This is a genomic window from Orenia metallireducens, from assembly GCF_001693735.1.
Taxonomy (GTDB): Bacteria; Bacillota; Halanaerobiia; order Halobacteroidales; family Halobacteroidaceae; genus Orenia; species Orenia metallireducens.
In genome coordinates this window covers 223,982-248,253 of the sequence record NZ_LWDV01000010.1, presented here as the reverse complement: position 1 = coordinate 248,253, position 24,272 = coordinate 223,982, and the positions used below count along the sequence as shown (strand labels likewise).

At 31.5% G+C, this 24,272-nt stretch carries 19 protein-coding genes and 1 riboswitch; all 19 genes read left to right on the top strand.

The annotated features are described in order from the left end of the window. The first annotated feature begins 1 nt into the window (after position 1). The 19 genes from trpC to U472_RS13230 all read left to right on the top strand — a co-directional run bounded on the left by trpC (position 2) and on the right by U472_RS13230 (position 24,237). On the top strand, positions 2-772 hold the full coding sequence (gene trpC / locus U472_RS13320; protein ID WP_068719243.1) for an indole-3-glycerol phosphate synthase TrpC: 771 nt from the start codon (positions 2-4) through the stop codon (positions 770-772). Beyond that, positions 769-1,389 (top strand): phosphoribosylanthranilate isomerase, encoded by a 621-nt coding sequence (locus tag U472_RS13315; protein WP_068719242.1) that lies wholly within the window; start codon positions 769-771, stop codon positions 1,387-1,389. The genes trpC and U472_RS13315 overlap by 4 nt, the downstream gene beginning before the upstream one ends. Before the next feature lie 206 nt (positions 1,390-1,595). Next, complete coding sequence (trpB, locus tag U472_RS13310; protein WP_068719241.1) at positions 1,596-2,795, top strand: tryptophan synthase subunit beta; 1,200 nt, start codon at positions 1,596-1,598, stop codon at positions 2,793-2,795. Next, positions 2,796-3,491 carry a class I SAM-dependent methyltransferase gene (locus U472_RS13305; protein WP_068719240.1) on the top strand — a complete coding sequence of 232 codons (696 nt, stop codon included), beginning with the start codon at positions 2,796-2,798 and terminating at the stop codon, positions 3,489-3,491. Between the two features lie 354 nt (positions 3,492-3,845). Further along, positions 3,846-5,021, top strand: a complete 1,176-nt coding sequence (gene trpB / locus U472_RS13300; RefSeq protein ID WP_068719795.1) for a tryptophan synthase subunit beta — start codon at positions 3,846-3,848, stop codon at positions 5,019-5,021. Next, positions 5,021-5,824, top strand: coding sequence for a tryptophan synthase subunit alpha (gene trpA / locus U472_RS13295; RefSeq protein WP_068719239.1), 804 nt, complete (start codon positions 5,021-5,023; stop codon positions 5,822-5,824). Before trpB (U472_RS13300) ends, trpA begins: the two co-directional genes overlap by 1 nt. Positions 5,825-5,982: 158 nt before the next feature. Next, a riboswitch (cyclic di-GMP riboswitch) is annotated at positions 5,983-6,073 on the top strand. Positions 6,074-6,300: 227 nt separating this feature from the next. Next, positions 6,301-8,460 carry a transcriptional regulator gene (locus U472_RS13290; RefSeq protein WP_068719238.1) on the top strand — a complete coding sequence of 720 codons (2,160 nt, stop codon included), beginning with the start codon at positions 6,301-6,303 and terminating at the stop codon, positions 8,458-8,460. A gap of 130 nt (positions 8,461-8,590) precedes the next feature. Next, the gene (locus U472_RS13285; RefSeq protein ID WP_068719237.1) at positions 8,591-9,022 is read left to right on the top strand and encodes a membrane-associated protease 1; all 432 of its coding nucleotides are present in this window, start codon (positions 8,591-8,593) and stop codon (positions 9,020-9,022) included. 112 nt (positions 9,023-9,134) lie between these two features. Continuing rightward, complete coding sequence (locus U472_RS16585) at positions 9,135-9,314, top strand: hypothetical protein (RefSeq protein ID WP_141677991.1); 180 nt, start codon at positions 9,135-9,137, stop codon at positions 9,312-9,314. Between the two features lie 283 nt (positions 9,315-9,597). Next, positions 9,598-10,665: a hypothetical protein gene (locus U472_RS13275; protein WP_068719235.1), complete on the top strand. Its 1,068-nt coding sequence runs from the start codon at positions 9,598-9,600 to the stop codon at positions 10,663-10,665. Positions 10,666-10,696: 31 nt separating this feature from the next. After that, positions 10,697-11,137, top strand: coding sequence for a hypothetical protein (locus tag U472_RS13270; RefSeq protein WP_068719234.1), 441 nt, complete (start codon positions 10,697-10,699; stop codon positions 11,135-11,137). 304 nt (positions 11,138-11,441) lie between these two features. Next, positions 11,442-12,500, top strand: a complete 1,059-nt coding sequence (locus tag U472_RS13265) for a hypothetical protein (RefSeq protein ID WP_068719233.1) — start codon at positions 11,442-11,444, stop codon at positions 12,498-12,500. Positions 12,501-12,519: 19 nt separating this feature from the next. Further along, positions 12,520-13,140, top strand: a complete 621-nt coding sequence (locus U472_RS13260; protein ID WP_068719232.1) for a hypothetical protein — start codon at positions 12,520-12,522, stop codon at positions 13,138-13,140. A 293-nt stretch (positions 13,141-13,433) separates the two neighbouring features. Continuing rightward, positions 13,434-14,534, top strand: a complete 1,101-nt coding sequence (locus tag U472_RS13255; protein ID WP_068719231.1) for a hypothetical protein — start codon at positions 13,434-13,436, stop codon at positions 14,532-14,534. Between the two features lie 12 nt (positions 14,535-14,546). After that, positions 14,547-14,939: a hypothetical protein gene (locus tag U472_RS13250; protein ID WP_068719230.1), complete on the top strand. Its 393-nt coding sequence runs from the start codon at positions 14,547-14,549 to the stop codon at positions 14,937-14,939. A gap of 417 nt (positions 14,940-15,356) precedes the next feature. Continuing rightward, a complete protein-coding gene (locus U472_RS13245) occupies positions 15,357-16,400 on the top strand; it encodes a hypothetical protein (RefSeq protein ID WP_068719229.1) in 1,044 nt (347 codons plus the stop codon). A gap of 14 nt (positions 16,401-16,414) precedes the next feature. Then, positions 16,415-19,357 carry a hypothetical protein gene (locus U472_RS13240; protein WP_068719228.1) on the top strand — a complete coding sequence of 981 codons (2,943 nt, stop codon included), beginning with the start codon at positions 16,415-16,417 and terminating at the stop codon, positions 19,355-19,357. A 28-nt stretch (positions 19,358-19,385) separates the two neighbouring features. Beyond that, positions 19,386-22,700: a type VI secretion system Vgr family protein gene (locus U472_RS13235; protein ID WP_068719227.1), complete on the top strand. Its 3,315-nt coding sequence runs from the start codon at positions 19,386-19,388 to the stop codon at positions 22,698-22,700. A gap of 109 nt (positions 22,701-22,809) precedes the next feature. Beyond that, positions 22,810-24,237, top strand: coding sequence for a hypothetical protein (locus U472_RS13230; RefSeq protein WP_068719226.1), 1,428 nt, complete (start codon positions 22,810-22,812; stop codon positions 24,235-24,237). Positions 24,238-24,272 lie beyond the last annotated feature (35 nt).

The window sequence follows — 24,272 nt, the reverse complement described above, 5'->3', positions numbered from 1 at the left end:
GTTGATTTTAGATAAGATAGTTGAACATAAAAAACTAGAAGTAAAGCAGCAGAAGAGAGAAGTGAGCTTAGCAGAGTTAAAGGAGAAGATTGCTACTTTAGAAGATACTAGAGATTTTAAAGGTGCCTTAGAGGCTGAAGGGATGAGCTTGATTGCTGAAATCAAGAAGGCTTCACCATCTAAAGGGGTAATACGAGAAAGCTTTAATCCCATTGCTATTGCTAAGGAATATCAGCAGGCAGGAGCTAAGGTCTTATCGGTCTTAACTGATGAAGAGTTCTTTCAAGGTAAATTAGATTATTTAACAGAGGTAAAAGTAGAGGTTGATTTACCTTTATTAAGAAAAGACTTTATCATTGACCCTTATCAGATTTATCAAGCTAGAGCCTGTGGTGCTGATGCTATCTTATTGATTGTAGCTATTTTAAATCAGGAAGAGTTAAGGGAGTACTTAGCTTTAGCAAAATCATTAGGATTGGGTATTCTGGTAGAGGTTCATAATAGAAAGGAATTGACCCTTGCTTTACAGGAAGATTGTGATATAATTGGAATTAATAATCGGAATTTGAGGGTCTTTGAGGTTGACTTAGCGACAACCTTAGGATTAAAGAGATTGATTCCTAATGATAAGGTAGTTGTTAGTGAAAGTGGGATTAAGACTAGAAATGATGTAGAGTTACTGGCTACCCATGGGATTGATGGTATTCTGGTAGGAGAAGCACTGATGAGAAGCACTAATATCTCTACTAAGATAAGTGAGTTAGTAGGATGACAAAGATTAAAATCTGTGGAATTACTAATTTAGCTGATGCTAAGTTAGCGGTAGAGTATGGAGCTGATTATTTAGGATTTATCTTTGCTAAGAGTCCTAGACAGGTTAGTCCTGATGAAGTAAAGGAGATTATTGAGCAGCTACCAGAGAAGATTAAGAAGGTGGGGGTTTTTGCTAACCAGTCTTTAGAAGAGGTACAAGGGATAATTAGTAGATGTTCATTAGATTATCTACAGCTTCATGGTGATGAAAGTCCAGAATATTGTCAAGAGTTTCATTTACCAGTTATCAAGGCTTTTAGAGTCAAAGATGAGAGCTATTTAGAGCGATTAAAGGAGTATCAGGTCGATAAATATCTACTTGATGCTTATCATCCCAATAAACTAGGAGGAGTAGGTAAGATCTTTAATTGGGAGCTTGCTAAATTAGCTAAAGAATATGGGGATATTATCATTGCTGGTGGTTTAAATCCTGCTAATGTTAACCAAGCAATAGATTCAGTTACTCCTTATGGGGTAGATGTTAGTAGTGGAGTTGAAGCCCAAGCAGGAGTCAAGGATAAGAAGAGATTAGAAGAGTTTATTAGAAGAGTAAAAAAGCAAGAGTGTGGGGTGTGAGTGTGATTTCAAAATGAAACTTTAGATAGATATTAAGACAGTAACGAGTAATGAGTGACAAGTGACGAAAAGAGATTCTTACTCATTACCCGTTACTCGTTACTGATTACTAAAATTTAGATACCTATTAAGTTTCACTTTAGACGTAGAATTTCATCCTCATACAGACACTTATAATAAAAAATAATTAGAGGAGATGAGAAGAGATGAGTGTAGAGTTAAAGAGTCAAAGAAGAGGTCAGTTTGGTGAATTTGGTGGTAAGTATGTACCAGAGTTGGTGATTGCAGCCTTAGATGAGTTGGATGAAGCTTATGCTAACTATAAGGATGATCCAGAATTTCAAGAGGAATTGAACTATTATTTAAAGCAGTATGTAGGGAGAGCTAATCCCCTATATTATGCAGAACGTTTGACTGAAAAACTAGGTGGAGCAAAGGTCTATCTAAAACGTGAAGACCTTAATCATACTGGGGCCCATAAGATTAATAATGCTTTGGGTCAAGTTCTTTTGGCTAAACGGATGGGCAAGAAGAGAATCATAGCTGAAACGGGAGCAGGGCAACATGGTGTAGCTACGGCTACTGTAGCAGCAATGTTTGGGATGGAATGTGAAGTCTTTATGGGAGCAGAGGATGTGGAGCGTCAAGCCTTAAATGTATTTAGGATGAAGCTCTTAGGTGCAAAGGTAACTCCAGTAACAGAAGGAACAGCTACCTTAAGCGATGCTATAGATGTTGCCTTTAGAAATTGGGTAGAGAGAATAGAAGATACCTTCTATTTATTTGGGACAGCAGCAGGTCCTCATCCTTATCCAACAATAGTTCGTGATTTCCAATCGATAATTGGTCAAGAAGTTAAAGAACAGATTTTAGAAGCAGAGAATAAGCTACCTGATTATTTAGTGGCTTGTGTTGGTGGAGGAAGTAATGCGATTGGATTATTCTATCCTTTTATTGAAGATAAGGATGTTAAGATAGTTGGTGTAGAAGCAGCTGGACTTGGTGTAGATACTGATAAGCATGCTGCTACCTTAACTAAAGGTACTAAAGGTATTATTCATGGTGTTAAGACTTATGTTTTACAGGATGAATATGGTCAGATTTTACCTGCATACTCTATCTCGGCAGGATTGGACTATCCAGGTGTAGGTCCAGAACATAGTTATCTTAAGGATATTAATCGAGCTGAGTATGTATCAGTTACCGATAGTGAAGCTTTAGAAGCCTTTCAATTATTATCTAAATTAGAAGGAATTATTCCAGCCTTAGAGAGTTCCCATGCTGTTGCTTATGCTTTAAAATTGGCAAAAGAGCTTGAGCAAGATCAGGTTATAGTTGTAAACCTTTCTGGTCGTGGTGATAAAGATGTATATACTGTAGCAGGTAATTTAGGAATTGAGCTATAAATGTGTGCAGTGAAAATTAAATATGGGTCAGTTGTTCCCTGGGGTAGAACCTTTGAAGAATATGTGGATATGTTTAATTTAACTGAAGCAGATTTGGATAAATTTATTCTAGGCTGTGCTGATGGTCCAGCAAGCTTTAATTATACTATGAAAGAAAAAGGGAAAGAAATGATATCGATTGATCCTATTTATCACTTTACTAAGGATGATATTTTAAAGCGAATTAGTGAAAATTACCAAGATGTAATAAATCAGACTAAGCAGAATAAGGATAAATTTATTTGGACTAAAATAAAAGATGTAGAAGATTTGGGCAGAATCAGAATGTTAGCGATGGAAAAATTTTTAGCAGATTATGATCTTGGAAAGCAAGAAAATAGATATCTTTATGCCATGTTACCAAACCTTCCTTTTGAAGATAATCAATTTGATCTAGCCTTATCATCACATTTTTTATTTTTATATAGTGATAATCTATCTTTGAAATTTCATATAGAAGCAATAGATGAGATGTTACGTGTAGCAAGAGAAGTTAGGATTTTTCCCTTGTTAGATTTAAATGGGAGAAAATCATTATATGTAGATAAGGTTATTAACAACTACATTGAAAAGGGTTATTCTGTTGATGAAGTAACAGTGGATTATCAATTTCAAAAAGGTGGCAATACAATGTTAAAAATAGCTCAGAAGAGATAAGAGAAGCATAGTATTTAATTGTTATGATTTTGTTTAATTTATTGGAAGCTAATCTTAATTTTTTAATGTAGATGATTATAGAGTGAAATTTTGATATGGTGTTATAGAGGGATATTGCGACACTTTTTTAAAAAACTTCAGACCCCCTCCAACCTCCCCCTTCTCTAAAGGGGAGGCTAAAGCTCTTTTATTCTCCCCCTTATGAAGGGGGAGTTAGAGGGGGTAAAACTGTCGCAATATACCCATTATGTCTTACTTTAGAATTGGACATCTATAATGAAAATGAATCTAAAATATTAACTTAAAATCAAAATAGGGAGATGAGAAGAGATGAGTGTAGAGTCAAAAGGTAATATCAAAGGGCAATTTGGTGAATTTGGAGGTAAGTATGTACCAGAGTTGATTATTCCAGCTTTAGAAGAGTTAGAAAAGGCTTATGATAAGTATAAGGGTGACTCTGAATTTCAAGAGGAGTTTGATTATTATTTGAAGCAGTATGTAGGGCGAGCTAACCCATTATATTATGCAGAACGTCTAACTAAGAAGCTGGGTGGAGCTAAGATTTACTTAAAACGTGAAGACCTTAATCATATGGGAGCACATAAGATTAACAATGCCTTAGGTCAGGCTCTGTTAGCTAAAAGGATGGGCAAGAAGAGAATCATAGCTGAGACAGGAGCAGGACAACATGGTGTAGCTACGGCTACGGTAGCAGCAATGTTTGGCATGGAATGCGAAATCTTTATGGGAGCAGAGGATGTACAGCGCCAAGCCTTGAATGTATTTAGAATGAAACTCTTAGGTGCTAAAGTAACTCCAGTTACAGATGGTACTCAAACTTTAAGTGATGCTGTAGATGCTGCATTAAGAAACTGGATAGAGAGAATAGATGATACCTTCTATCTATTAGGCTCTGCTGTAGGACCCCATCCATATCCAACAATAGTTCGCGACTTCCAATCAATGATTGGAGAAGAAGCTAAAGAGCAGATTCTTGAGCAAGAGGGAAGATTACCTGATTATCTAGTAGCCTGTGTTGGTGGGGGAAGTAATGCTATAGGATTATTTTATCCATTTATTGGAGATGAGGATGTAGAGATGATTGGAGTAGAAGCGGCTGGACTTGGTGTAGATACTGATAAGCATGCTGCAACAATGGCTAAAGGAAGAAAAGGTGTTATCCACGGATTTAAGACCTATGTATTACAAGATGAAAATGGTCAGATTATGCCTGTCCACTCTATCTCTGCAGGATTAGATTATCCAGGTGTGGGTCCTGAGCATAGTTATCTTAAGGATATTGGTCGGGCTAAATATGTATCTGTTACCGATGATGAAGCTGTAAATGCCTTCCAAGTCCTATGTGAAAGTGAAGGGATCATTCCAGCTTTAGAGAGTTCCCATGCTATAGCTCATGTTCTAAAATTAGCTCCTGAATTAGATCAAGATCAGATTATTGTGATGAATTTATCTGGAAGAGGGGATAAGGATGTATATACTTTGGCAGAAAGACTTGGAGTTGAGTTATAGTGAGCAGAATTGCTACTACTTTTGCTAGTTTACGGGATAAAGGTCAAAAGGCCTTTATTCCATTTTTGATGGCTGGTGACCCTACTTTAGATTTGACTAAAGATTTGGTCTTAGAAGCTGAAAGAAATGGGGCAGATATAATCGAATTAGGAATTCCCTTCTCTAATCCTTTAGCAGATGGACCTACTATTCAAAGGGCAGGAAAGAGAAGTTTGGCTCATAGAACTAACTTAAAGAATATCTTTAATCTAGTTAAAGATATTAGAAATGAGAGTCAAATCCCAATAGTTCTAATGGGATACTTTAATTCCATCTTCAATTATGGCTTAGATAGACTCATTAAAAGCTGTGAAGAGTTTGGCGTAGATGGTCTGATTATTCCTGATCTGCCAATGGGTGAGGATGAGGAGTTAAGAAATTTGAGCAATGGAGTAGATATTATATCACTGGTAGCTTTAAATAGTTCTCCTAAGAGAATTAAAGAGTTGGCTGAGAATTCTCAAGGCTTTATCTATGCAGTAGCTACTTTAGGTACTACAGGAGAGAGAGGAGAGGTCTCTAAAGAGGTTAAGGAAAAAGTAGAGGAGATTAAATCCTTAACCTCCACTCCAGTAGCAGTTGGTTTTGGGATTTCTGAACCTGAGCATGTCAAAGAGGTAGCCAGTTTTGCTGATGGAGTTATTGTTGGTAGTGCCATTATTAAGAGGTTAGAGGAGAATTTAGTGCTGCTTGAAGATGATAAAATAGAACTTATTAAGAAAGTAGCTCAGTTTATAAGTACTTTAATTGGGACTTTAAACTAAACTTAAAAAACTGTTACTGTAATAAACAGTAACAGTTTTTTTTTATTTTATTTGACAAATTAAACTATATTCTGTACAATATTTAGGTAAAGGTAATTATTTCATTTAAAAATATCAAAATACAAATGTTCTTTCTGTTAACTAAAATAGAAAAAAAGGGAATAAGAGGGCAAATTTAGCGAAAGCTAAAGACGCAAAGCTATGGGTCTAAGGATATCTAAGAATATTTATGATTGCCAAGTTGCTGATGATTTTAAATCTATAGGCAACTTATGCCTATAGATTTTTTATTTAGAGGTTATCTATTATTGATTATTTATCTTTAGTAAAAATCTATTACTGTAGATATAAATTTATTGATAAAAATATATAATAGACTATCTTTTATTAAGTCAAATCTTACTTAGGTATATTTTTAGTGAAACAGAGAGAAAAAAATAATTATAGATTTTGATTTTAGAAAGGAGAGGTTTAAAATTAATATTATTGATCAAACTAATAGAACTATACTTTTTGAAGAATTTAATCCTGAAAAATTAGATTTACTTACTATAATAGGAGATGTAAAAGGATTAGATAGTTTAAAGGATGATAAGATTAGTGAGATTAATGAGCACCTTTTAGTAGGAAGCTTTGATGAATTTCTTACTAAGTTCAGTCCTACAATATACTCTTATTATAATGCAGCTAATCAGAAGGTGGTTTATACTGCTATAAAGCCAGAAGGGGTACCTGATAATTGTGTTACAGAAATTAAGCTAGATCAAAATAATGATTTCTTAAAAATGCTATGTACATTAATTGATACTAAGAAAAGTCAAGGTATAAAAAATGTAGATTTCAAATTCGAAAATATTCTTGATATGATTTCTCCAAAGAAGGTAATGGAAGATATTAAACAAGTTAGAAAAGAGATTAATTACTTATATAGTAAATATGAAGCTCTTGATGATGAGGATCCTTCAAAATTAGAATTAGGGGATAAGTTAAATATTAAATTTGAGGAAGCAAGCCAAAATTATAATAATGTTTTAGGTATGTTGCCGTTAGCAATTGAAGATATTAAGACAAGATTATTATTAGGGGAAAGTCAGGAGGATTCTGAGACTCAAACAATAGAAATTGGTGTTCTTACAATGGGTGAAGATGGTGAACTTAAAATATTAGAAGCACCAAAAGAGGAAGAAAAAGCATTAGCAGTGCAAAGTGAGGAACAACGAAATGCTTTGGTAGAAGTTTTTGAAGAAGATTATGAAGCTATAACTGAGGATCCTTCATCATATGTAAAAGATTTAGTATTGAGAACTTTTGCACCAATTTCTGCTCCAACAACTGATATAGATATAGAAAAGGAAGTAAATAACTATAATAATTATTTAGAGTTTTATAAGAATACTAAAGATGACTTCATTAAGGTAGCTAAACCTTTAGTAGAAAAATTACTTGGAGTAAAAATGTATTTTGAGCAATATGATACTCCAAATAGAGGAATGATGCCTAAATTATTAGTCACCAATTGTAAAGTTGATATGACTATAAAAGGTAATAATAGAACTAGATTAGAAACTTTCTTAAATACTGTTAATGCTAAAAATAGCTTTAGTGATACAATCTGGTTTGGAATAGTACCTGCTATAGAAATGAAAACAGATAGTCCAACTAAAGCTAGAAGAATGCGATTTAAAGGGACAAATAAAACAGAATCTAAAAATGGTAATACTATGGAGTCTTTAACTTCTATCTTAGATATAGCTCATAAATATAAAATTCAAATCTTCTTTAATTTTGAAGGGAAAGAAGAGACTACATTTAATGCAATGGCAACTAAAGGAATTGATAATTATATAGATGCTACTTCAGTATTGGTAAATCAAGAATATAGTGAATATGCGATTCCTTGTTTACCTAATTTTACAATAATACCTAAAGATAAGTCAGGTGTAGTCTTAGATAGTAAGATGATTTATGAAGAAAATGGTGCTAGATTATCTAAAGTAGAAGAAGATGTTTTGAAATTATGGTTAGAGGGTGTATATGTAGATGCAGCTTATGTAGCGGCAGGTATAGTATCTGCATACCAATGTCCTGAATATTTAAAAGAGAGATTTAGAGATGTTACTAGAAGTTATCCAGGTGTAAGGTTTGATATAGAAAGTGGAGATAATAGTCTAAAAACTGTAACAACTTTAGCTAAAGAGATTTCTGGATTTACCAATGCAATTAAGAACTCTATTAATAGAAATAATTTTGGTTTTGTCTTCTCTTCTGAAAATGCTCAAGTTAATGGTAAAGTTGTTAAAAAAATAACAGTATATAAGGCTAGAAGTTTATCAATGTTAGAAGATGGCTTTGATTCTATATACAAAACTCTAATGACAACTTATGTTGAAAGAATTTTAAGGTTTGAGACAAGTGACTTTAAACAGGATAAGATCGTAAAATTCTTTAGTAATAATCCAAAAAGTCAAAAGAGTAAATGGCTTAATAGTAAAGGTTATATTAACTCTATTTTACAAGATGGAGATGATATAAATTATAGTATTGACCCAAGAAGTAATACATGCAATTTAGATTTAACATTTAATGGTAATGTGAAGAATCTAGAAGTTAATATTACTAAAAGTACTGCTGATTAAGTAAAGCACTATGCAAACACCATATTTAATGAAATTTCAAATATCTTTTCTAATGAAAAGATTTGAAAGGTTGGTATTAATGCATTTTGTATTAATATAAATTAATTATAATATAAGGAGATGGTAAGAAATGGGATTTAGATTAACTGTTGAAGGGCAAAATGAAACTATTGAGTTGGGGATGGATAATATTACTACAGTAACCTATGAAACTGATACACCAGATGATTCTAATGCTAGGTCAACTGATGTTGGTTCTGTAATGCACATTACAGGAAAAATTATTACGGCTGTAGATGGAGAAGAAGCAGATGACACAATGAAGTTAGCATTATGGTCATTGGTTAGTGCTGAAAAATCTGATGCTTACAGAAATGCTACCTTGGAAGTTATAGCTGCTGATCAGGTAGTTAGAAAGGTTAACTTCCCAAATGCTTTTGTAGTGGATTATATAGAGGAGTTTGGGCATACCGAGGGTGTAGGTACTTTTAGTTTATTTATTAAACAGAAAAAAGATAAGAATGAACTTGTTACAATTGAAGGTGGCTATGCAACTGAATAATGACTATAAAAAGGGGACAACTTTGTTTGTCCCTTTTTATAAATTATATGTCTTAGTAAAAAATTATCAAAGACAATTTACTAAGATGTTGAGTAGAATAAGGAGTTTAATAATGAAAATTAATCAAAAAGAGATAGGGAAGTTAGTTATGAAAGAAATCTTTTATGAAGATGATGATAAATATAAATTAATGAGATTACTCAGATATATTCTAGAGGAATTAGGGTATCAACCTAATGAAGATGGACTAATTAAGATGCAAGAGGATTTGAAAATGAGTTATAAGGATTGATTTTGATCTAAAGGGGTGAGTTACTTTTGTATCTTAAAAGTACTTCTTCTAAAAAATAAATTTCTCATTAAAGTTTGGAAAAATGCTAGTATTTCAGATGTAATTTCTGATGTATTATTATATATATGTATTGATTAGATATTAGGACTATTATTATATTTTGCTTACTTTTCTAAGTTCAAAAGATTTAAAGTGGTAATAGAGTTACAACTTTTTATAATTGTATTGGAATTTTAAATTTTATATAGATAATAGATTAACTAATAATAAGGAGGTGAAGAGGATGAACAATCAAAGAAATAAACGTATTCAGATATTAATAACAGCAGCCGTAGTCTTTTTGGTACCTACAATAGCAGGATATCTGATGTCAACCTTTAGCAAGCATAATGTAGAAGATGTAAGAGCTAAGATAGAAGATTATCTCTATAAAAAATATGGAGAAGAATTTGTAGTAGATAGGATAGGAACAAGAACTAGTAGCGGACAAAAATATTATGAAGCCAGAATATATCCCAAGTCAATAATAGGAACCAATAAAGCAGGTGATTCCTATTACTATGCAAGTGCAAGTACAGATAAGTTATCTTTTGGTAGATTAGGAGGAGTAGGAGATAGTTATAGTTATGTTAATAGAAATATAGATATGGAAAAATATTTAATGCCTAAAGTTAAAGAGGTTTTTGGAGAAAGAGTTCTCTTAAAAGTTGATGTTGCACATGAAGTAACAACAGATGGAAGTTGGTGGGCTGGATATAAATCAGCAAGTTTGGAACAGATGAACAATAAAATCAAAAATGATCCAGAACATAATAGAATGTTATTAGAATTATATATCTATATATTTGACCGAATTGATAATAAAACTGAGAAAGAAGAAAGAAGACAAGAGATATTTGAATATGTTCAGTACTTGAAAAAAGAAGGTTTGTTTAAGTATTTAGAGTTAGGAGTTATATTTATAGATGAGAGAGTTTTAGCACCTAGTTATAGAGAATTTGACCGTGAAATATTCTTATCAGATAAGGTAAGAGAAGTAATAAAAGGTGAAAGAGTATATCTGCCACCGATAGAATTGCGAAGAAGAATGTCTAAAGAGTTGCAGAAAGAGGTAGCTCAGATGAGTGAAGAAAAATTGTTGGCCAATATAAGGAAGATAAGGAAGAGTGAGTTGAGTTATAAAGGGATAAGAAAAGAAAATTCCAGTTATAATTGTTGGATTTATTCAAAAGGAATACTTAAAGAAAAATATACTACGACGTATGAAACTAAGCCTGAACTTATAAAAAATTATAATAAAATTTCAGATATAGTATTGGGAAGAAACCTAGAATATATCTATGTTAATTAAAATTTATCTGTAAATTAAAGGAGGTTAAGAGATGAGAGTAGCAAATGGAGTTTTAACTCATGATGATAATAATAAGAATGAAATAACTCATAAAGAGTTATTAACATTTAGTAATTTAGCCAATTTAGAATGGCAATTTGTAAACTTATCTTCAAAAGGTGATAAAGATACAGGAACTGTGGTTTCAACAAAACTAAAAGACGTTTTATCAGACCCTAAATCATTTGTAAGAAAGAATGCAGAAGGAGAAATAGAGAAATATGAATATATGGAGGGTGTAAAAAAAGAGGAAGATATAACTCCAGAACATCTGGAAAAAGGTCTATTTCAAATGCGTCAAAAAGCTGGTATTGCCATGGAATACTTAGAGAAGAGCAAAGAATGTGATGAAGGCAAATTCATACAAGATTGGGAAGTTATCTATGGGGCTGATAATTATAAGGTGGTAACAGAATTTTTAGGTTTCGCCTAAGGGCGAGTTACCTTTTTTCTTGATAAAAAAGTAACCAAAAAATCAAGAAAAAAATTCAACTCACTACGCAATCGAGTTGTTGACTATTATCATTGGTTAGGTTCTTTAATTAATATTTGATTAAACTCTAATTTATTGTTCAATTTTTGCTTCGTTCAAACAGAAATTTTTTTCGGTCTTTAAGTTCAAAAGATTTAAAACCCTAATAGAGTTACAAGTTTTTGTAGTTGTATTGAGGTTTTAAATTATAGAGAGGGAGGAGGTTAATCTAGCTTAATTAAGTTATAAGAAGGAGGTAAAGAAGATGAACAATCAAAGAAATAAGCGTATTCATCTATTAATAACAGCAGTAGTAATCTTTTTAGTACCTATAATAGCAGGATATCTGATGTCAGTCTTTAGTAAACATAATGTAGAAGATGTAAGAGCTAAGATAGAAGATTATCTCTATAACAAATATGGAGAAGAATTTGTAGTAGATAGGATAGGAACAAGAACTAGTAGCGGACAAAAATATTATGAAGCCAGAATCTATCCCAAGTCAATAATAGGAACCAATAAAGCAGGTGATTCCTATTACTATGCAAGTGCAAGTACAGATAAGTTATCTTTTGGCAGATTAGGAGGAGTAGGAGATAGTTATAGTTATGTTAATAGAAATATGGATATGGAAGAATACTTATTACCAGAAGTTAAGAAAACTTTTGGAGAAAGAGTTCTCTTAAAAGTTGATGTTAAACATGAAGTAACAACAGATGGAAGTTGGTGGGCTGGATATAAATCAGCAAGTTTGGAACAGATGGACAATAAAATCAAAAATGATCCAGAACATAATAGAATGTTATTAGAATTATATATCTATATATTTGACCGAATTGATAATAAAACTGAGAAAGAAGAAAGAAGACAAGAGATATTTGAATATGTTCAGTACTTGAAAAAAGAAGGTTTGTTTAAGTATTTAGAGTTAGGAGTTATATTTATAGATGAGAGAGTTTTAGCACCTAGTTATAGAGAATTTGACCGTGAAATATTCCTGTCAGATAAAGTAGCAGAAGTAGTAGAAGGAGAAAGAGTATATTTGCCACCAATAGAATTACGAAGAAGGATGTCTAAAGAGTTGCAGAAAGAGATAGACAAGATGAGTGAAGAACAGATATTAAATAGTATGTATAGGATAAGGAAGGGTGGATTGAAAGATTTGAATAAGTATAATATGCAATATATAGCCCTTGTCTATTCGCTAGGGATGCTTGAAGAGAGATATTCTTCTTCAATTACTGAAGAAGATAAAAAAAATCACTATGATTCATTAAAAAATATAATTCTTGAGAAACCTTACAATTATATTTATATAAATTAAATTAGAAAGGAGATTTATAATGGGAAATAATAATACCGATTTAAATATAACGCACAAAGAATTGCTGACTTTTACTAATTTAACTAATTTAGAATGGCAATTTGTAAATTTAGAAGAAAATGAAACAGATGCAAATGGAATTACTAGAACAAGGTCAACAAAGCTAAATGACCTCTTATCAGACCCTAAATCATTTGTAAGAAAGAATGCAGAAGGAAAAGTAGAAAAATACGAATACATGGAGGGTGTAAAAAAAGAGGAAGATATAACTCCAGAACATCTGGAAAAAGGTCTATTTCAAATACGTCAAAAAGCTGGTATTGCCATGGAATACTTAGAGAAGAGCAAAGAATGTGATGAAGGCAAGTTCATACAAGATTGGGAAGTTATCTACGGGGCTGATAACTATAAAATAGTAACAGATTATATCGATAATATATATGATGAAACACAGAAGGTGATTGATCCTAGCTATGATCCTAATGATCAAGATAACAGACCAAAGCTATACAAAAGTAGACAAGAACTTGAAGATATCAAGAAGGAAAAGAGATGGGTAGAGATTGGTTTTGAGGCTGTTACAACAGGGTTAGAAATTAAAAGCGGTTTCGCCTTGACGGCGAGTTACCTTTTTTCTTGATAAAAAAGTAACCAAAAAATCAAGAATAATTTTAAACTCCCTACGGTCAGACATAAAATTATTCAGTATTAAAAGCAGAAAAACGCTAGTACTTGCTAAGGTGACTTTCAGATGTTATCAGATTTATTAGCTTTTATTGATGGATTAGAGCTTATTGATATTCCGCTTACTTTTCTAAGTTCAAAAGATTTAAAATCCTAATAGAGCTACAAGTTTTTGTAGTTGTATTGATATTTTAAATCATAAATAAACGAGGAATATCTAGTTTAAATAACTGATATAAGGAGGGAAAAATGAGAAAGCAGCAAAGAATATTAAGTTTAATAGTAATACTTAGTCTAAGTATTACTATAGCTGGGTGTATTAATAAAAGTCCCAAATATACCATTGAAGATGTAAGAACTAAGATAGGAGATTATCTCTATGAGAAATATGGAGAAGAGTTTATAGTAGATAGGATAGGAGCGAGGGATGATGATGGAGTTACTGAGTATGTAGCTAGAATATATCCTCAATCAATAGTTGGTACAATCAAAGAAAATGATAAATATTATTATGGGAGTGCAACTATAGATGTGGGTGAATCTGGGGAGTTAGTAAGACCTGGAGATAGCTATAGTTATGTAAAAATGAATCTAACAGGAGAAGAGTATCTATTACCTAAAGCAAAGGAGATATTTGGAGATAGAGTGCTCTTAAAGGTTGATAGTGAATTAAAAATTTGGGGACGTGAAGAAATAATAGTAAGAGAATATAGAAGAAGGGATAAAGATAGTAATGGGGTAGATTCATTTATAGGGTATAAAGAATCAGATTTTAAAAAAGCCAGAAAAAGAGTAGTAAATCACCCTGAACATAACAGACTAGAGTTAGAGCTATACCTATATGTATTTGACCAAATAGAAGACAAATCAGAGAAAGAAGAAAGGCGTAAAGATATATTTGAATTTGTCCAGTATTTGAAGGAAGAAGACTTATTTAACTATTTAGAATTGGGGGTAATATTCATAGATGAAAGAGTTTTAGCACCTAGTTATCCTCAATTCAAACAAGAGATAAATAAGTCTGATTTAGTAAAAAAGAAGGTAGAAGGTGAGATAGTTCTTTTACCACCTATAGAGTTAAGAAGAAGAATATCAACAGAATTGCAAAAAGAGATAGATAAGATGAGTGAAAAAGAATTATTGGCTAATATGAGGAGTATAAGAAAGAGTGAATTGAGTTATAGAGGGATAAGAGAATATAATGGACAGTATCAAAGTTGGATATATTCCATAGGAATGTTAGAAGAAAGATATAAATCTTCTATAACAAAAGAAGATAGAGAAAAGAAATATGATAGGGTAGGAGATATAAATTTAAGTAAGTATCAGAAATATATTTATATAAATTAAGGAGGCTGAAAGGTGAGAATAGCAAATGGTGTATTAACTTCAAATACTAATATAACTCATAAAGAATTATTGACATTCAGTAATTTGACCAATTTAGAATGGCAATTTGTAAATTTAGAAATAACAAATGATGATGAAAAGAGAAGGTCAAATAAACTCAAAGACATCTTATCAGACCCAGAATCATTTGCAGAAAGAGATGAAGATGGTAATGTAAAATCATATAGCTATGGTATAGATGATGAAGGAAACTATCTAGGTAAAGAAGCAGGAAAAATAGATTTACGTAAAAATGCAGGAATAGCCATGGAATACTTAGAGAAATGGGAGGATGAAAAAAACTCAGAAGGCAAGTTTATAGAAGACTGGGAGGTTGTCTATGGGGTAAATACTAGTTTCGCCTAGGGGCGAGTTACGTTTTTCCTTGATGAAAAAGTAACCAAAAAATCAAGAAAGTCTAAAAACTCACTCACGAAAAAATTATCATACAATAATTAGTTGCAGGATTAAGAGTAAGTAAATTCTTAGTTTAGTATTTAATTCTCTGCTTGATTTTCGTTCGTTCAAACAATTAGACTTTCAAATTTAAAAACTAAGAGCATTAACGAAAAACGCTAGTACTTTCTTAGATGACTTTCAGATGTTATCTAATTTGTTATCTTATATTGACAATTTTATTTTATTATCATATCCCGCTTACTTTTCTAAGTTCAAAAGATTTAAAATCCTAATAGAGCTACAAGTTTTTGTGGCTGTATTTAGATTTTAAATGTTATAGAGAGGAAGCTAATAACACTTAAGCAATGATATAAGGAGGGAAAAATGAGAAAGCAGCAAAGAATATTAAGTTTAATAGTAATACTTAGTCTAAGTATTACTATAGCTGGGTGTATTAATAAAAGTCCCAAATATACCATTGAAGATGTAAGAACTAAGATCGGTGATTATCTCTATGAGAAATATGGAGAAGAGTTTATAGTAGATAGGATAGGAGCGAGGGATGATGATGGAGTTACTGAGTATGTAGCTAGAGTATATCCCAAGTCAATAGTTGGTACAATCAAAGAAAATGATAAATATTATTATGGGAGTGCAACTATAGATGTGGGTGAATCTGGGGAGTTAGTAGAACCTGGGGACAGTTATAGTTATGTGACTAGAAATATAGATATGGAGGAGTATTTATTACCACAAGTTAAGAAAACTTTTGGGGAAAGAGTTCTACTGAAAGTTGATGTTCAACATAAAGTAACAGGAGATGGTAGTTGGTGGGCTGGATATAAATCAAAAAGTTTAGAAGAGATGAATAAAAAAATTCAAAAAGACCCTGAGCATAATAGATTAGAATTAGAACTATACCTATATGTATTTGACCAAATAGAAGACAAATCAGAGAAAGAAGAAAGGCGTAAAGATATATTTGAATTTGTCCAGTATTTGAAGGAAGAAGACTTATTTAATTATTTAGAATTGGGGGTAATATTCATAGATGAAAGGGTTTTAGCACCTAGTTATCCTCAATTCAAACAAGAGATAAATCAATCTGATTTAGTAAAAAAGAAAATAGAAGGTGAGATAGTACTCTTACCACCACTAGAGTTAAGAAGAAGAATGTCAACAGAATTACAAAAAGAGATAGATAAGATGAGTGAAAAAGAATTATTGGCTAATATGAGGAGTATAAGAAAGAGTAAATTAAAAGGGATTACTAAATATAATATGCAATACGTAGCTCTTGTATATTCATTAGGGATGCTTAAAGAAAGATATCCTTCTTCTATTACTGAAGAAGATAAAAAAAATAATTATAATTCACTAGAAAAAATAATACTTGAAAAACCCTATAAATATATGTACATAAAATAGAAAGGAGTTTTATAATGGGGAATAATACTACAGAATTAGGCATAACTCATAGAGAACTATTAACCTTTAGTAACTTAACCAATTTAGAATGGCAATTTGTAAATTTAGAAAGCAGTACTATAGATACAAATGGAGTCTCTAGAAAGAGGTCAAATAAACTCAAAGACATCTTATCAGACCCAGAATCATTTGCAGAAAGAGATGATTCTGGAAATTTTGAAAGTTATGTATATATGAAGAACGTAAAAAGAGAAGGAGATATAACTCAAGAGGATATAGAAGAAGCTAAAATAAAAATGCGTAAAAACGCAGGTATAGCCATGGAATACTTAGAGAAATGGGAGGATGAGAAAAACTCAGAAGGAAAGTTTATAGAAGACTGGGAGGTTGTCTATGGTGGTGATAACTACAAGATTGTATCTGAGTTTCTAGATGAGATTAGTGATGGGAATATTGATTATCCTAGTAGAGAAGATGCTAAAGATGAACAAAAAGCTCTGCAGAAATTAGAAACCACTATGAAATATATAGATTTAGCAATACTAGGAGCATCTATAGCTATACCTCATTCTATAGCTATGGGACTTAAAGGGATAAAAGGTTATAAACCTTTGATTCAATCAGGTCTAAAAGGGGTTGCAACAGAAGTTGGTCAAACTTTTAGTAGAACAGGGCTAAATAAAGCCCTTACAGAGATGAGTGAGGAAATAGCAAGTGGGATTGCTAGAAATGGTGTCAAGTATATAATACCTGCTAGCTTAAATCAGTGTAGTCAAATTACATTTAATACAATAGGAATGGCTAAAGAGAAGGTAGGAACTGAGCTTACACAAGAACACTTAGATAAGTTAGAGAGAACTTATGAAGAGATATCTCAGCTAGCTGATAGTGATAAACTAGCAGCAAATGAAATTAAGATAACCCTTAGCCATAAACTAAGTATGTATGATACGGGACTTAGAGTCTTAGTACTAAAAAAAGGTAAAGAAATAGTAATTACATATAAGCTGCCTGAAGATAGGAGAAAAGAGGGAGCTTTACCTGAGGAATTTGAATTACTAGATATGGTATATCAAAGAATAGCCAGAGATTTTAGTGAAGAAGAAGGGTATAATATAAGATTTACAGGATATGAAGGTGGTGGTGACTTATCATTAATAAGTTCTCTTCAATATGAAAAAGCATCATCAATCTTCTCTATAGATACTAAAAGTCTAAGAGGGATAGTTGATTTTACAGAAAAAGATATAGAAAATGATTACAAAGATTTATTTCAGATATTAATAGATACTGGAAAAGATGTTCTAAAAACTTCTGTAGAGTCAATAATAATCTGTTCTATCTTTATGGGAGGAACAGCGTTGCCTTGGGTTTTATTTGATGTATTGGTTCGCTCAGTATTAAATGTTCTAAAAGAATGGTCAGAATCTTTAAAAATAGAAAGAGTTTTAGATATACTCCAATCTGAAGCACTAGGCTATATAAGTAAAGAAGAGCATAAAGGAATCAAGGGATATATAACAGATACCTATAGGAATCAAGAAAGTATATGGAATGGTGGACCGATTAGTATAAAAAAATCTGATCTTCTCTATTACTTAATGAGAGAAGGTAGGTTACCTAAGTTAGAGGTTGGATATCAAGGCGATGAAAATCAATATTATTTTGAAATTCAAAATCTAACTGGACGGTATGTAAGATATGAATTTCTAATTTTAGAGAAGAATAAAGAGAAACATTATTATGAAATTACAAGAGTTGAAACCTCTAAATTGATATCCGATGTAATGGGGAGTGTTAAGGAGATTAAGGAGCTAATAACTAATGATAAATCAAGATATGATATTGAACATGTAAAAGAATTTACCGATAAAGATGGAATAGCTTTTGAGAATTTATTAGACGTTACTTCTGATATACAAAGAAATTATTTAAATCTACAAGAAAAAATAGAAATTATCTATTATGATAGAACAAGTAAGTCAATCAAGATTGCGAATAATCATTTAGATATAAAGCAAGAAGGAAAGTTAGATGATATTATTCTGAATGAATATGTATTTTTCCCATATCTAAATAAAGATGGCATAATCAATACAGATGATAATACTAATACAGGTGATTTAAAAATTAGGGAAGAGTATATATTTAGTGTATTTAGAAGTGCAATGCACAATTATAAAATATACAAGACTAAAGAATGTATTCTTAGAGTAAATAGTATTATTAGGGCCTCCGAACGAAAAAAGGTTTATGATAATGAATTCTTATATCCAATAAAATTTGATTCAAAGCATGAAAATAGAAATAGGTATATTCATAATTTTAATGAAAATAATTTCAATGAAAAACCTTTAAATAGTCAATTTTTAGAGATAATAAAATACGAGTTACACAGGGATGGTATGACTTTCATGTTTAATGATTATGAAGGAGAAGATGTTCCACCCTTTAATCACTATAATGTAGTTTTGAAAATATTAGAAGAAAAACCCGAATTATTAGACAAGTTCTATGAAGTAAAAAATATAAAAGAGGTAAATCCACGAAGTCAAGGGCTTTTTGATAAGGATAGTGATATTGATGGCGAAATATTTATAAAAGCTAATAATAAGTCATCTTTAGAATATAAGTATAATCGTGATGATTATATTATTGGAGGTGGAGAATTAAAAATAATTGCTCAAGACCTCCCAGATGAATATAGAGATGAGAAGAAAGAAGATAAGGTAGCTTTTAAAGAACTAAGTCAAACAGAATTTATGGCTATCAAGGATCTGATTGAACCAATTAAAAATAATCAAGGGGATATAAGTAATTTTGAAGATATAGATTTTGAGATAGCAGAAGCAGATTTATACAATGATAATATTGATAAATTGTTGAAAGATAAAAATAATAAGAATCCTTCTTATGAAAAAAATAGTACTTTGTTGAAAAAGAGATATATGGCTTAGTGATAAATAATATTTTGGAGGTGATTATGTGAGTGAGAATTTTGATCTGATTTTAGAAAAGTTATTTGAAGTTAATTTTAATAGAGATACGGAAGAAATAATCAATGATTTACAGGATAAAATTACTGCTGATAAAGGTTTTGATTTAGAAGAAATTATAGATGATGATAAAAAAGAGATAATACTCAATTTTAATCCAAAGGATGAAAAGAGTAAAATAACCAATTTACTGGTTGCAGCAGGATTACCCAATGAGCAATTTGATAAGGCTGAAAGTATGTATAGAGATAAGTTCAATAATAATGGAGCAGAGTATAAGTACAATCTCCATGGTACATTACAAGGAGGGGCTTATGCTCAATATGCAGGGCTGATGGCATCAGGTTCTAAAATCAATCAACAAGTTGTTACTTATAATAGTATTGGAATAGAGCCACTTCTTCAATTTAATGGGAATGAGTTTTTAGGGTATAAAGCAGGATTATTATACTACCTTAATGATATTTTTCAAGTAAATAGCTATATGGGAATGATTTTATATCAGCTTACTAATGAGGGAGTAATCAAGAAGGGGAATATTAGTAGTGAGTATAGAGATGAGTTCTTTGAAAGTATAAAAGTTGAAAAGATGAAAGCTACTTTAATCAAAGTGCTTAATAAAGTATTAGAGTTGGATGAAGAAGAAATAGAAGAACAGGTAGAGGAGAGTTTTAATCCCTATATCATCGAACGAAAGATGAGGCTGATAGATAAATATCAGAAATATAAAGCCAGAAGAGCAGATGAGCCAGACAACATCATCAATTACATAATTTCAGATAACATTACCGCTAGAATCTTTAAACAGATTGGAGCTACTTATCTTGTAGACCAAAATCTGAAGAGATTTGATGGAGGATTAGATGAAGAGTTAATCAATCGGATAGAGAGATTAGAAGAAAATCAGTTAGATAAATTACTGGAGTCTAGAGTTGATTTATTTGAACCTTATATGTTATTAACAAAAGGAGCCAACGGACAATCAGCAAAAAACCGTTTCGGTGATACCCCTAAAATCGGTAATATAACAAATAATCTCAGTTTAGATTACTTACGTTCCTTGGTTAAAGATATCATCCTTGACTTAAGTAAGAAAGATTCAAATCTTCTAATAGAGATGTTCAAACTCTCTCGCCAAGGTACAGGTAAGAGATTTATCAATATTATCAAAGATAGATTACGCCATAGTATGAATTTACAGCAGAAGCTAGATGATGAAGTTAGCTTTGAAAGTAGATATTTAGAGGAAAATCCAGATTTATTTGATGATAATGATAAGGTATATCGCCTTGATCAAGCAGCTTTAGAACAGTTAGAACGAATGAGGTATCCAGAGATTAGAGAGTTATGGCAGTGGGAACTAACTGGAGAAGGAGTCTTCTTGAAGTTGGGTAAAGAGCTTGCAGAGGATGAAGAGGTTAAGGAGTATCATAGCTCTTATTCAGCAGAGAAGTTTGATAATCAAGAAGAGAGAATCCAATTAGACCTTAATCAACCATCTCTAAATCGAATCTATGGTTCTTTAAAGCAGAATAGTAGATATAAAGAAGAATATGATGTTGAGTATATCAATGAAGAAAAAGATGGCTATGAATTTCCAGCTACTCAGGGAGTTGGAGTAGAGATTATAAATAAATATGTCAGAGTAGAACGCAGTATCAAAGTAGATGGACAGGATATTTCAGGTAGTTATAATGAAGCAGATGAGATGGAAGGTAAGAAAAAGATAGGTGGACAGAAGTTTTATGGCGATAATATTCTTTATAAAAAGGATAGGTCTGAGCTGATATATTATTATGGTCCTAATCAAGAGGACAAGCTGATTATTGATGGCTTCAAAAATGGTGATTATGGGATTAATCTAGTTGATAAGGTAAAAGAAGCAAATGATACAGAAGTTCCTCTCACTTATACACCCCATCAAGTCAAATTTGATGCCTTTGAATTTAAAGTCTTAGATAAATTGGAGATAGAAAAATCTATCTATCAACATAGTTATGCTACAATCAAAGGTACTATAGCTGAGGAGAAACTTGAAGATTATGAGATCTATTTAGGAGAGGAAGATCCTAAACTAGTACTCACCTACGATAATGATGAGAACAAGATATTATTTAAGGGGATTATTGAAAATTATAAAATCGGCTATCATGGTCAGAACTGCTATTTAGAGTTAAAAGCAGTTTCTTATAGTAGATTGTTAGAGCGAAAGAAGATTAATCGAATCTATCAAAATCTTAATACTACCCATAATCAAGTCTTTGAACAGATAATGGCTGATAATCCAGAGTTTAAAATTGCTTTTGCTGATGAGTCAATTGGAGAGAGCCCTTTAGTTTCAGAAGATTACCCTATAGTCTTACAATATAAAGAGACTGAGTGGGACTTTATTAAGAGGATTGCCTCTTATCAAAATCAGATTCTAGTGGTAGATGATACTAAAGATGACTCAGAAACAATCAATATTTTAGCAGGTCCTCATGAAGCAGAGCCTAAAGAGTTAAATAATCTCTCTGGAGCAAAGTCTAAACAGACTACTGGAAGGGATAATATCTTCCACTATTATAAAGTTTATAGATATAGAGATTATAGTTCTAAAGAAATATATGACATAGGAAAGTCAGTTAAATATAAACTTAATAATCAAGAGGATACCAAGATTGAGTTAATCATAATCAAGAATAAAATCTATATGAGTGATGGTATCTTATATTCTGACTTAACCTTAGTCGAGGAAGATCAGATTAATATCCTAAAGGAAAAGCGAAAAAGAGAGATAGCAGGTCATTCCTTTAGAGCAGAGATCAAACAGTTAGATAATAAACATCGAGCTCAGGTAGAGTTTTTAGATGTGTTTAATGAATATGATGAAGCAACTTCATACTATTTTCCCTTAGATAAAGTTTATACTAACTCTTATTTTGCCCCTGAGGTAGGAGATATTATAGATGTTTATTTCAAAAGTAAGAATGAAAGACATGCTACTATCAAAAGTAGTAGTACCGATAACAATCAAGAAGTAGAGAATGATCCTGCTGATAAAGTAATCTTTAGCTCTACAGGAAATGCTATTAAGTTAAATAATGAGGTTATATCTTTAGCAAGTAAAGAGAAAAAATCATCATTAGATGTCAAGGAAGAGTTGATAAATGTTGCTAGTAATACCAGTCAGTTAGCCTTAAGTTCAACTTATATTAATGTTAAGACCGAAAAAGCTAATGGATTAATTGATGATTCTAAAACAGAGTTTTCTTTTGGATCTAAGGTAGTAGTGATAAGTGATGATGGAATCAGTGTGGTTTAATTCTCTATATTTTCCTACAAATTAAAATTAATTATATTTTGACAAAATCAATCAATCAGTTTAAAATTTAAATAGTTTCTATTTCTATCCAAAAAAGGGGGACTACAATATGAGTTCTGAAGAAAAAAAAGGAAATATGACTTATACTTCCTACAAGATTAAATTTAATAATTTTGATTTTATTTCTCTTGACAAGTTAGAAATAAAGAAATCAATTTATGAACATAGTAAGGCAGTTATTACAGGGGTTATCAGTCAAGATAATATAACAGATTATGAAGTTTATTTAACAGGGGATGACCCTCAATTGTTGATTACTTATGCTGATGATGATGCCAAGATACTCTTTAAGGGAATAATTGAGAACTATAAATTTATTCATAAAAATTATGATTATTATTTAGAATTAGAAGCATTGTCTTATAGTAGATTATTGGAGAGAAAGAAGAATAGTAGAGTCTATCAGAATCTAGGCACTACTTATAATCAAGTATTCTCTAATATTATGGATGAGAATCCTGAGTTTAGGATTGCTTTTGCTGATGAGTCAATTGGAGAGAGCCAATTGGTTTCAGAAGATTATCCTGTAGTTTTACAATACAAAGAGACTGAATGGGACTTTATTAAGAGGTTAGCTTCTTATCAGAATCAAATCTTAATTGTAGATGATACTAAAGATGATTCAGAGACTATCAATATTTTGGCAGGTCCCCATGAAAATGAGCCCCAAGAATTGAATAATGTCTCTGGAAGTAAATCCAAAAAGACCGATAAGAAGAATAATATCTTTGATTACTATAAAATTTATCATCATGAACACTATAGATCTAAAGATATATTTGATATAGGAAAATCAGTCAAATATAAGCTTAACAATCAAAAGGATACCAAGATGGAACTAATAATTCTAAAAAATAGAATATACATCGATAATGAGATTTTATGCTCTGATTTGACTTTAGCAGAAAAAGATGCTATCACTGTTAGAAAGGAGAAGAGAAGACTTCCAATAGTAGGTCGTTCCTTTAGGGCAGAGGTTAAACAGCTAGATAATATGCATAGAGCCCAAGTTCAGTTCTTGGATATCTTTGATGAATATGATGAAGGGACAGCCTATTACTTCCCATTAGATAAGCCTTATACAACAGCCTACTTAGCTCCAGAGATAGGTGATATTGTAGATGTATATTTTAAAAGTAAGAATGAAAAACATGCCACAATCAAAAGTAGTAGTACTGATAATAACCAAGAAGTAGAGAATGATCCTGCTGATAAAATCATAACTACTCCAACAGGTTATCAGATTAAGATTAATAATGAATTAATCTTAATTTCAAGTAAAGATAATAAGTCTTTAGTGGAAATTAAAGAAGATGGACTTAAAATGATAAGTGATAAGAATATAGTTGAAATGAGCTCAGATAGTATTAAGATGAATACTGAAAAAGGGAATGTTAGTATGGATAGTTCCAAGACAGAGCTAGCTTTTGGAAGTAAGAAGATAGAGATCACTGATAGTGCAATTGATATGAAGTAAATAACTTAGGTAAGTATTATATAAGAGGAGGTGCT

Excerpts from the sequence above, each read along its gene's own strand:
- U472_RS13230 (WP_068719226.1), top strand. The coding sequence starts at position 22,810 with ATGAGTTCTGAAGAAAAAAAAGGAAATATGACTTATACTTCCTACAAG.
- U472_RS13245 (WP_068719229.1), top strand. The coding sequence starts at position 15,357 with ATGAGAAAGCAGCAAAGAATATTAAGTTTAATAGTAATACTTAGTCTA.
- U472_RS13255 (WP_068719231.1), top strand. The coding sequence starts at position 13,434 with ATGAGAAAGCAGCAAAGAATATTAAGTTTAATAGTAATACTTAGTCTA.
- U472_RS13240 (WP_068719228.1), top strand. The coding sequence starts at position 16,415 with ATGGGGAATAATACTACAGAATTAGGCATAACTCATAGAGAACTATTA.
- U472_RS13285 (WP_068719237.1), top strand. The coding sequence starts at position 8,591 with ATGGGATTTAGATTAACTGTTGAAGGGCAAAATGAAACTATTGAGTTG.
- U472_RS13265 (WP_068719233.1), top strand. The coding sequence starts at position 11,442 with ATGAACAATCAAAGAAATAAGCGTATTCATCTATTAATAACAGCAGTA.
- trpB (WP_068719241.1), top strand. The coding sequence starts at position 1,596 with ATGAGTGTAGAGTTAAAGAGTCAAAGAAGAGGTCAGTTTGGTGAATTT.
- U472_RS16585 (WP_141677991.1), top strand. The coding sequence starts at position 9,135 with ATGAAAATTAATCAAAAAGAGATAGGGAAGTTAGTTATGAAAGAAATC.
- U472_RS13270 (WP_068719234.1), top strand. The coding sequence starts at position 10,697 with ATGAGAGTAGCAAATGGAGTTTTAACTCATGATGATAATAATAAGAAT.
- U472_RS13260 (WP_068719232.1), top strand. The coding sequence starts at position 12,520 with ATGGGAAATAATAATACCGATTTAAATATAACGCACAAAGAATTGCTG.
- U472_RS13275 (WP_068719235.1), top strand. The coding sequence starts at position 9,598 with ATGAACAATCAAAGAAATAAACGTATTCAGATATTAATAACAGCAGCC.
- U472_RS13305 (WP_068719240.1), top strand. The coding sequence starts at position 2,796 with ATGTGTGCAGTGAAAATTAAATATGGGTCAGTTGTTCCCTGGGGTAGA.
- U472_RS13315 (WP_068719242.1), top strand. The coding sequence starts at position 769 with ATGACAAAGATTAAAATCTGTGGAATTACTAATTTAGCTGATGCTAAG.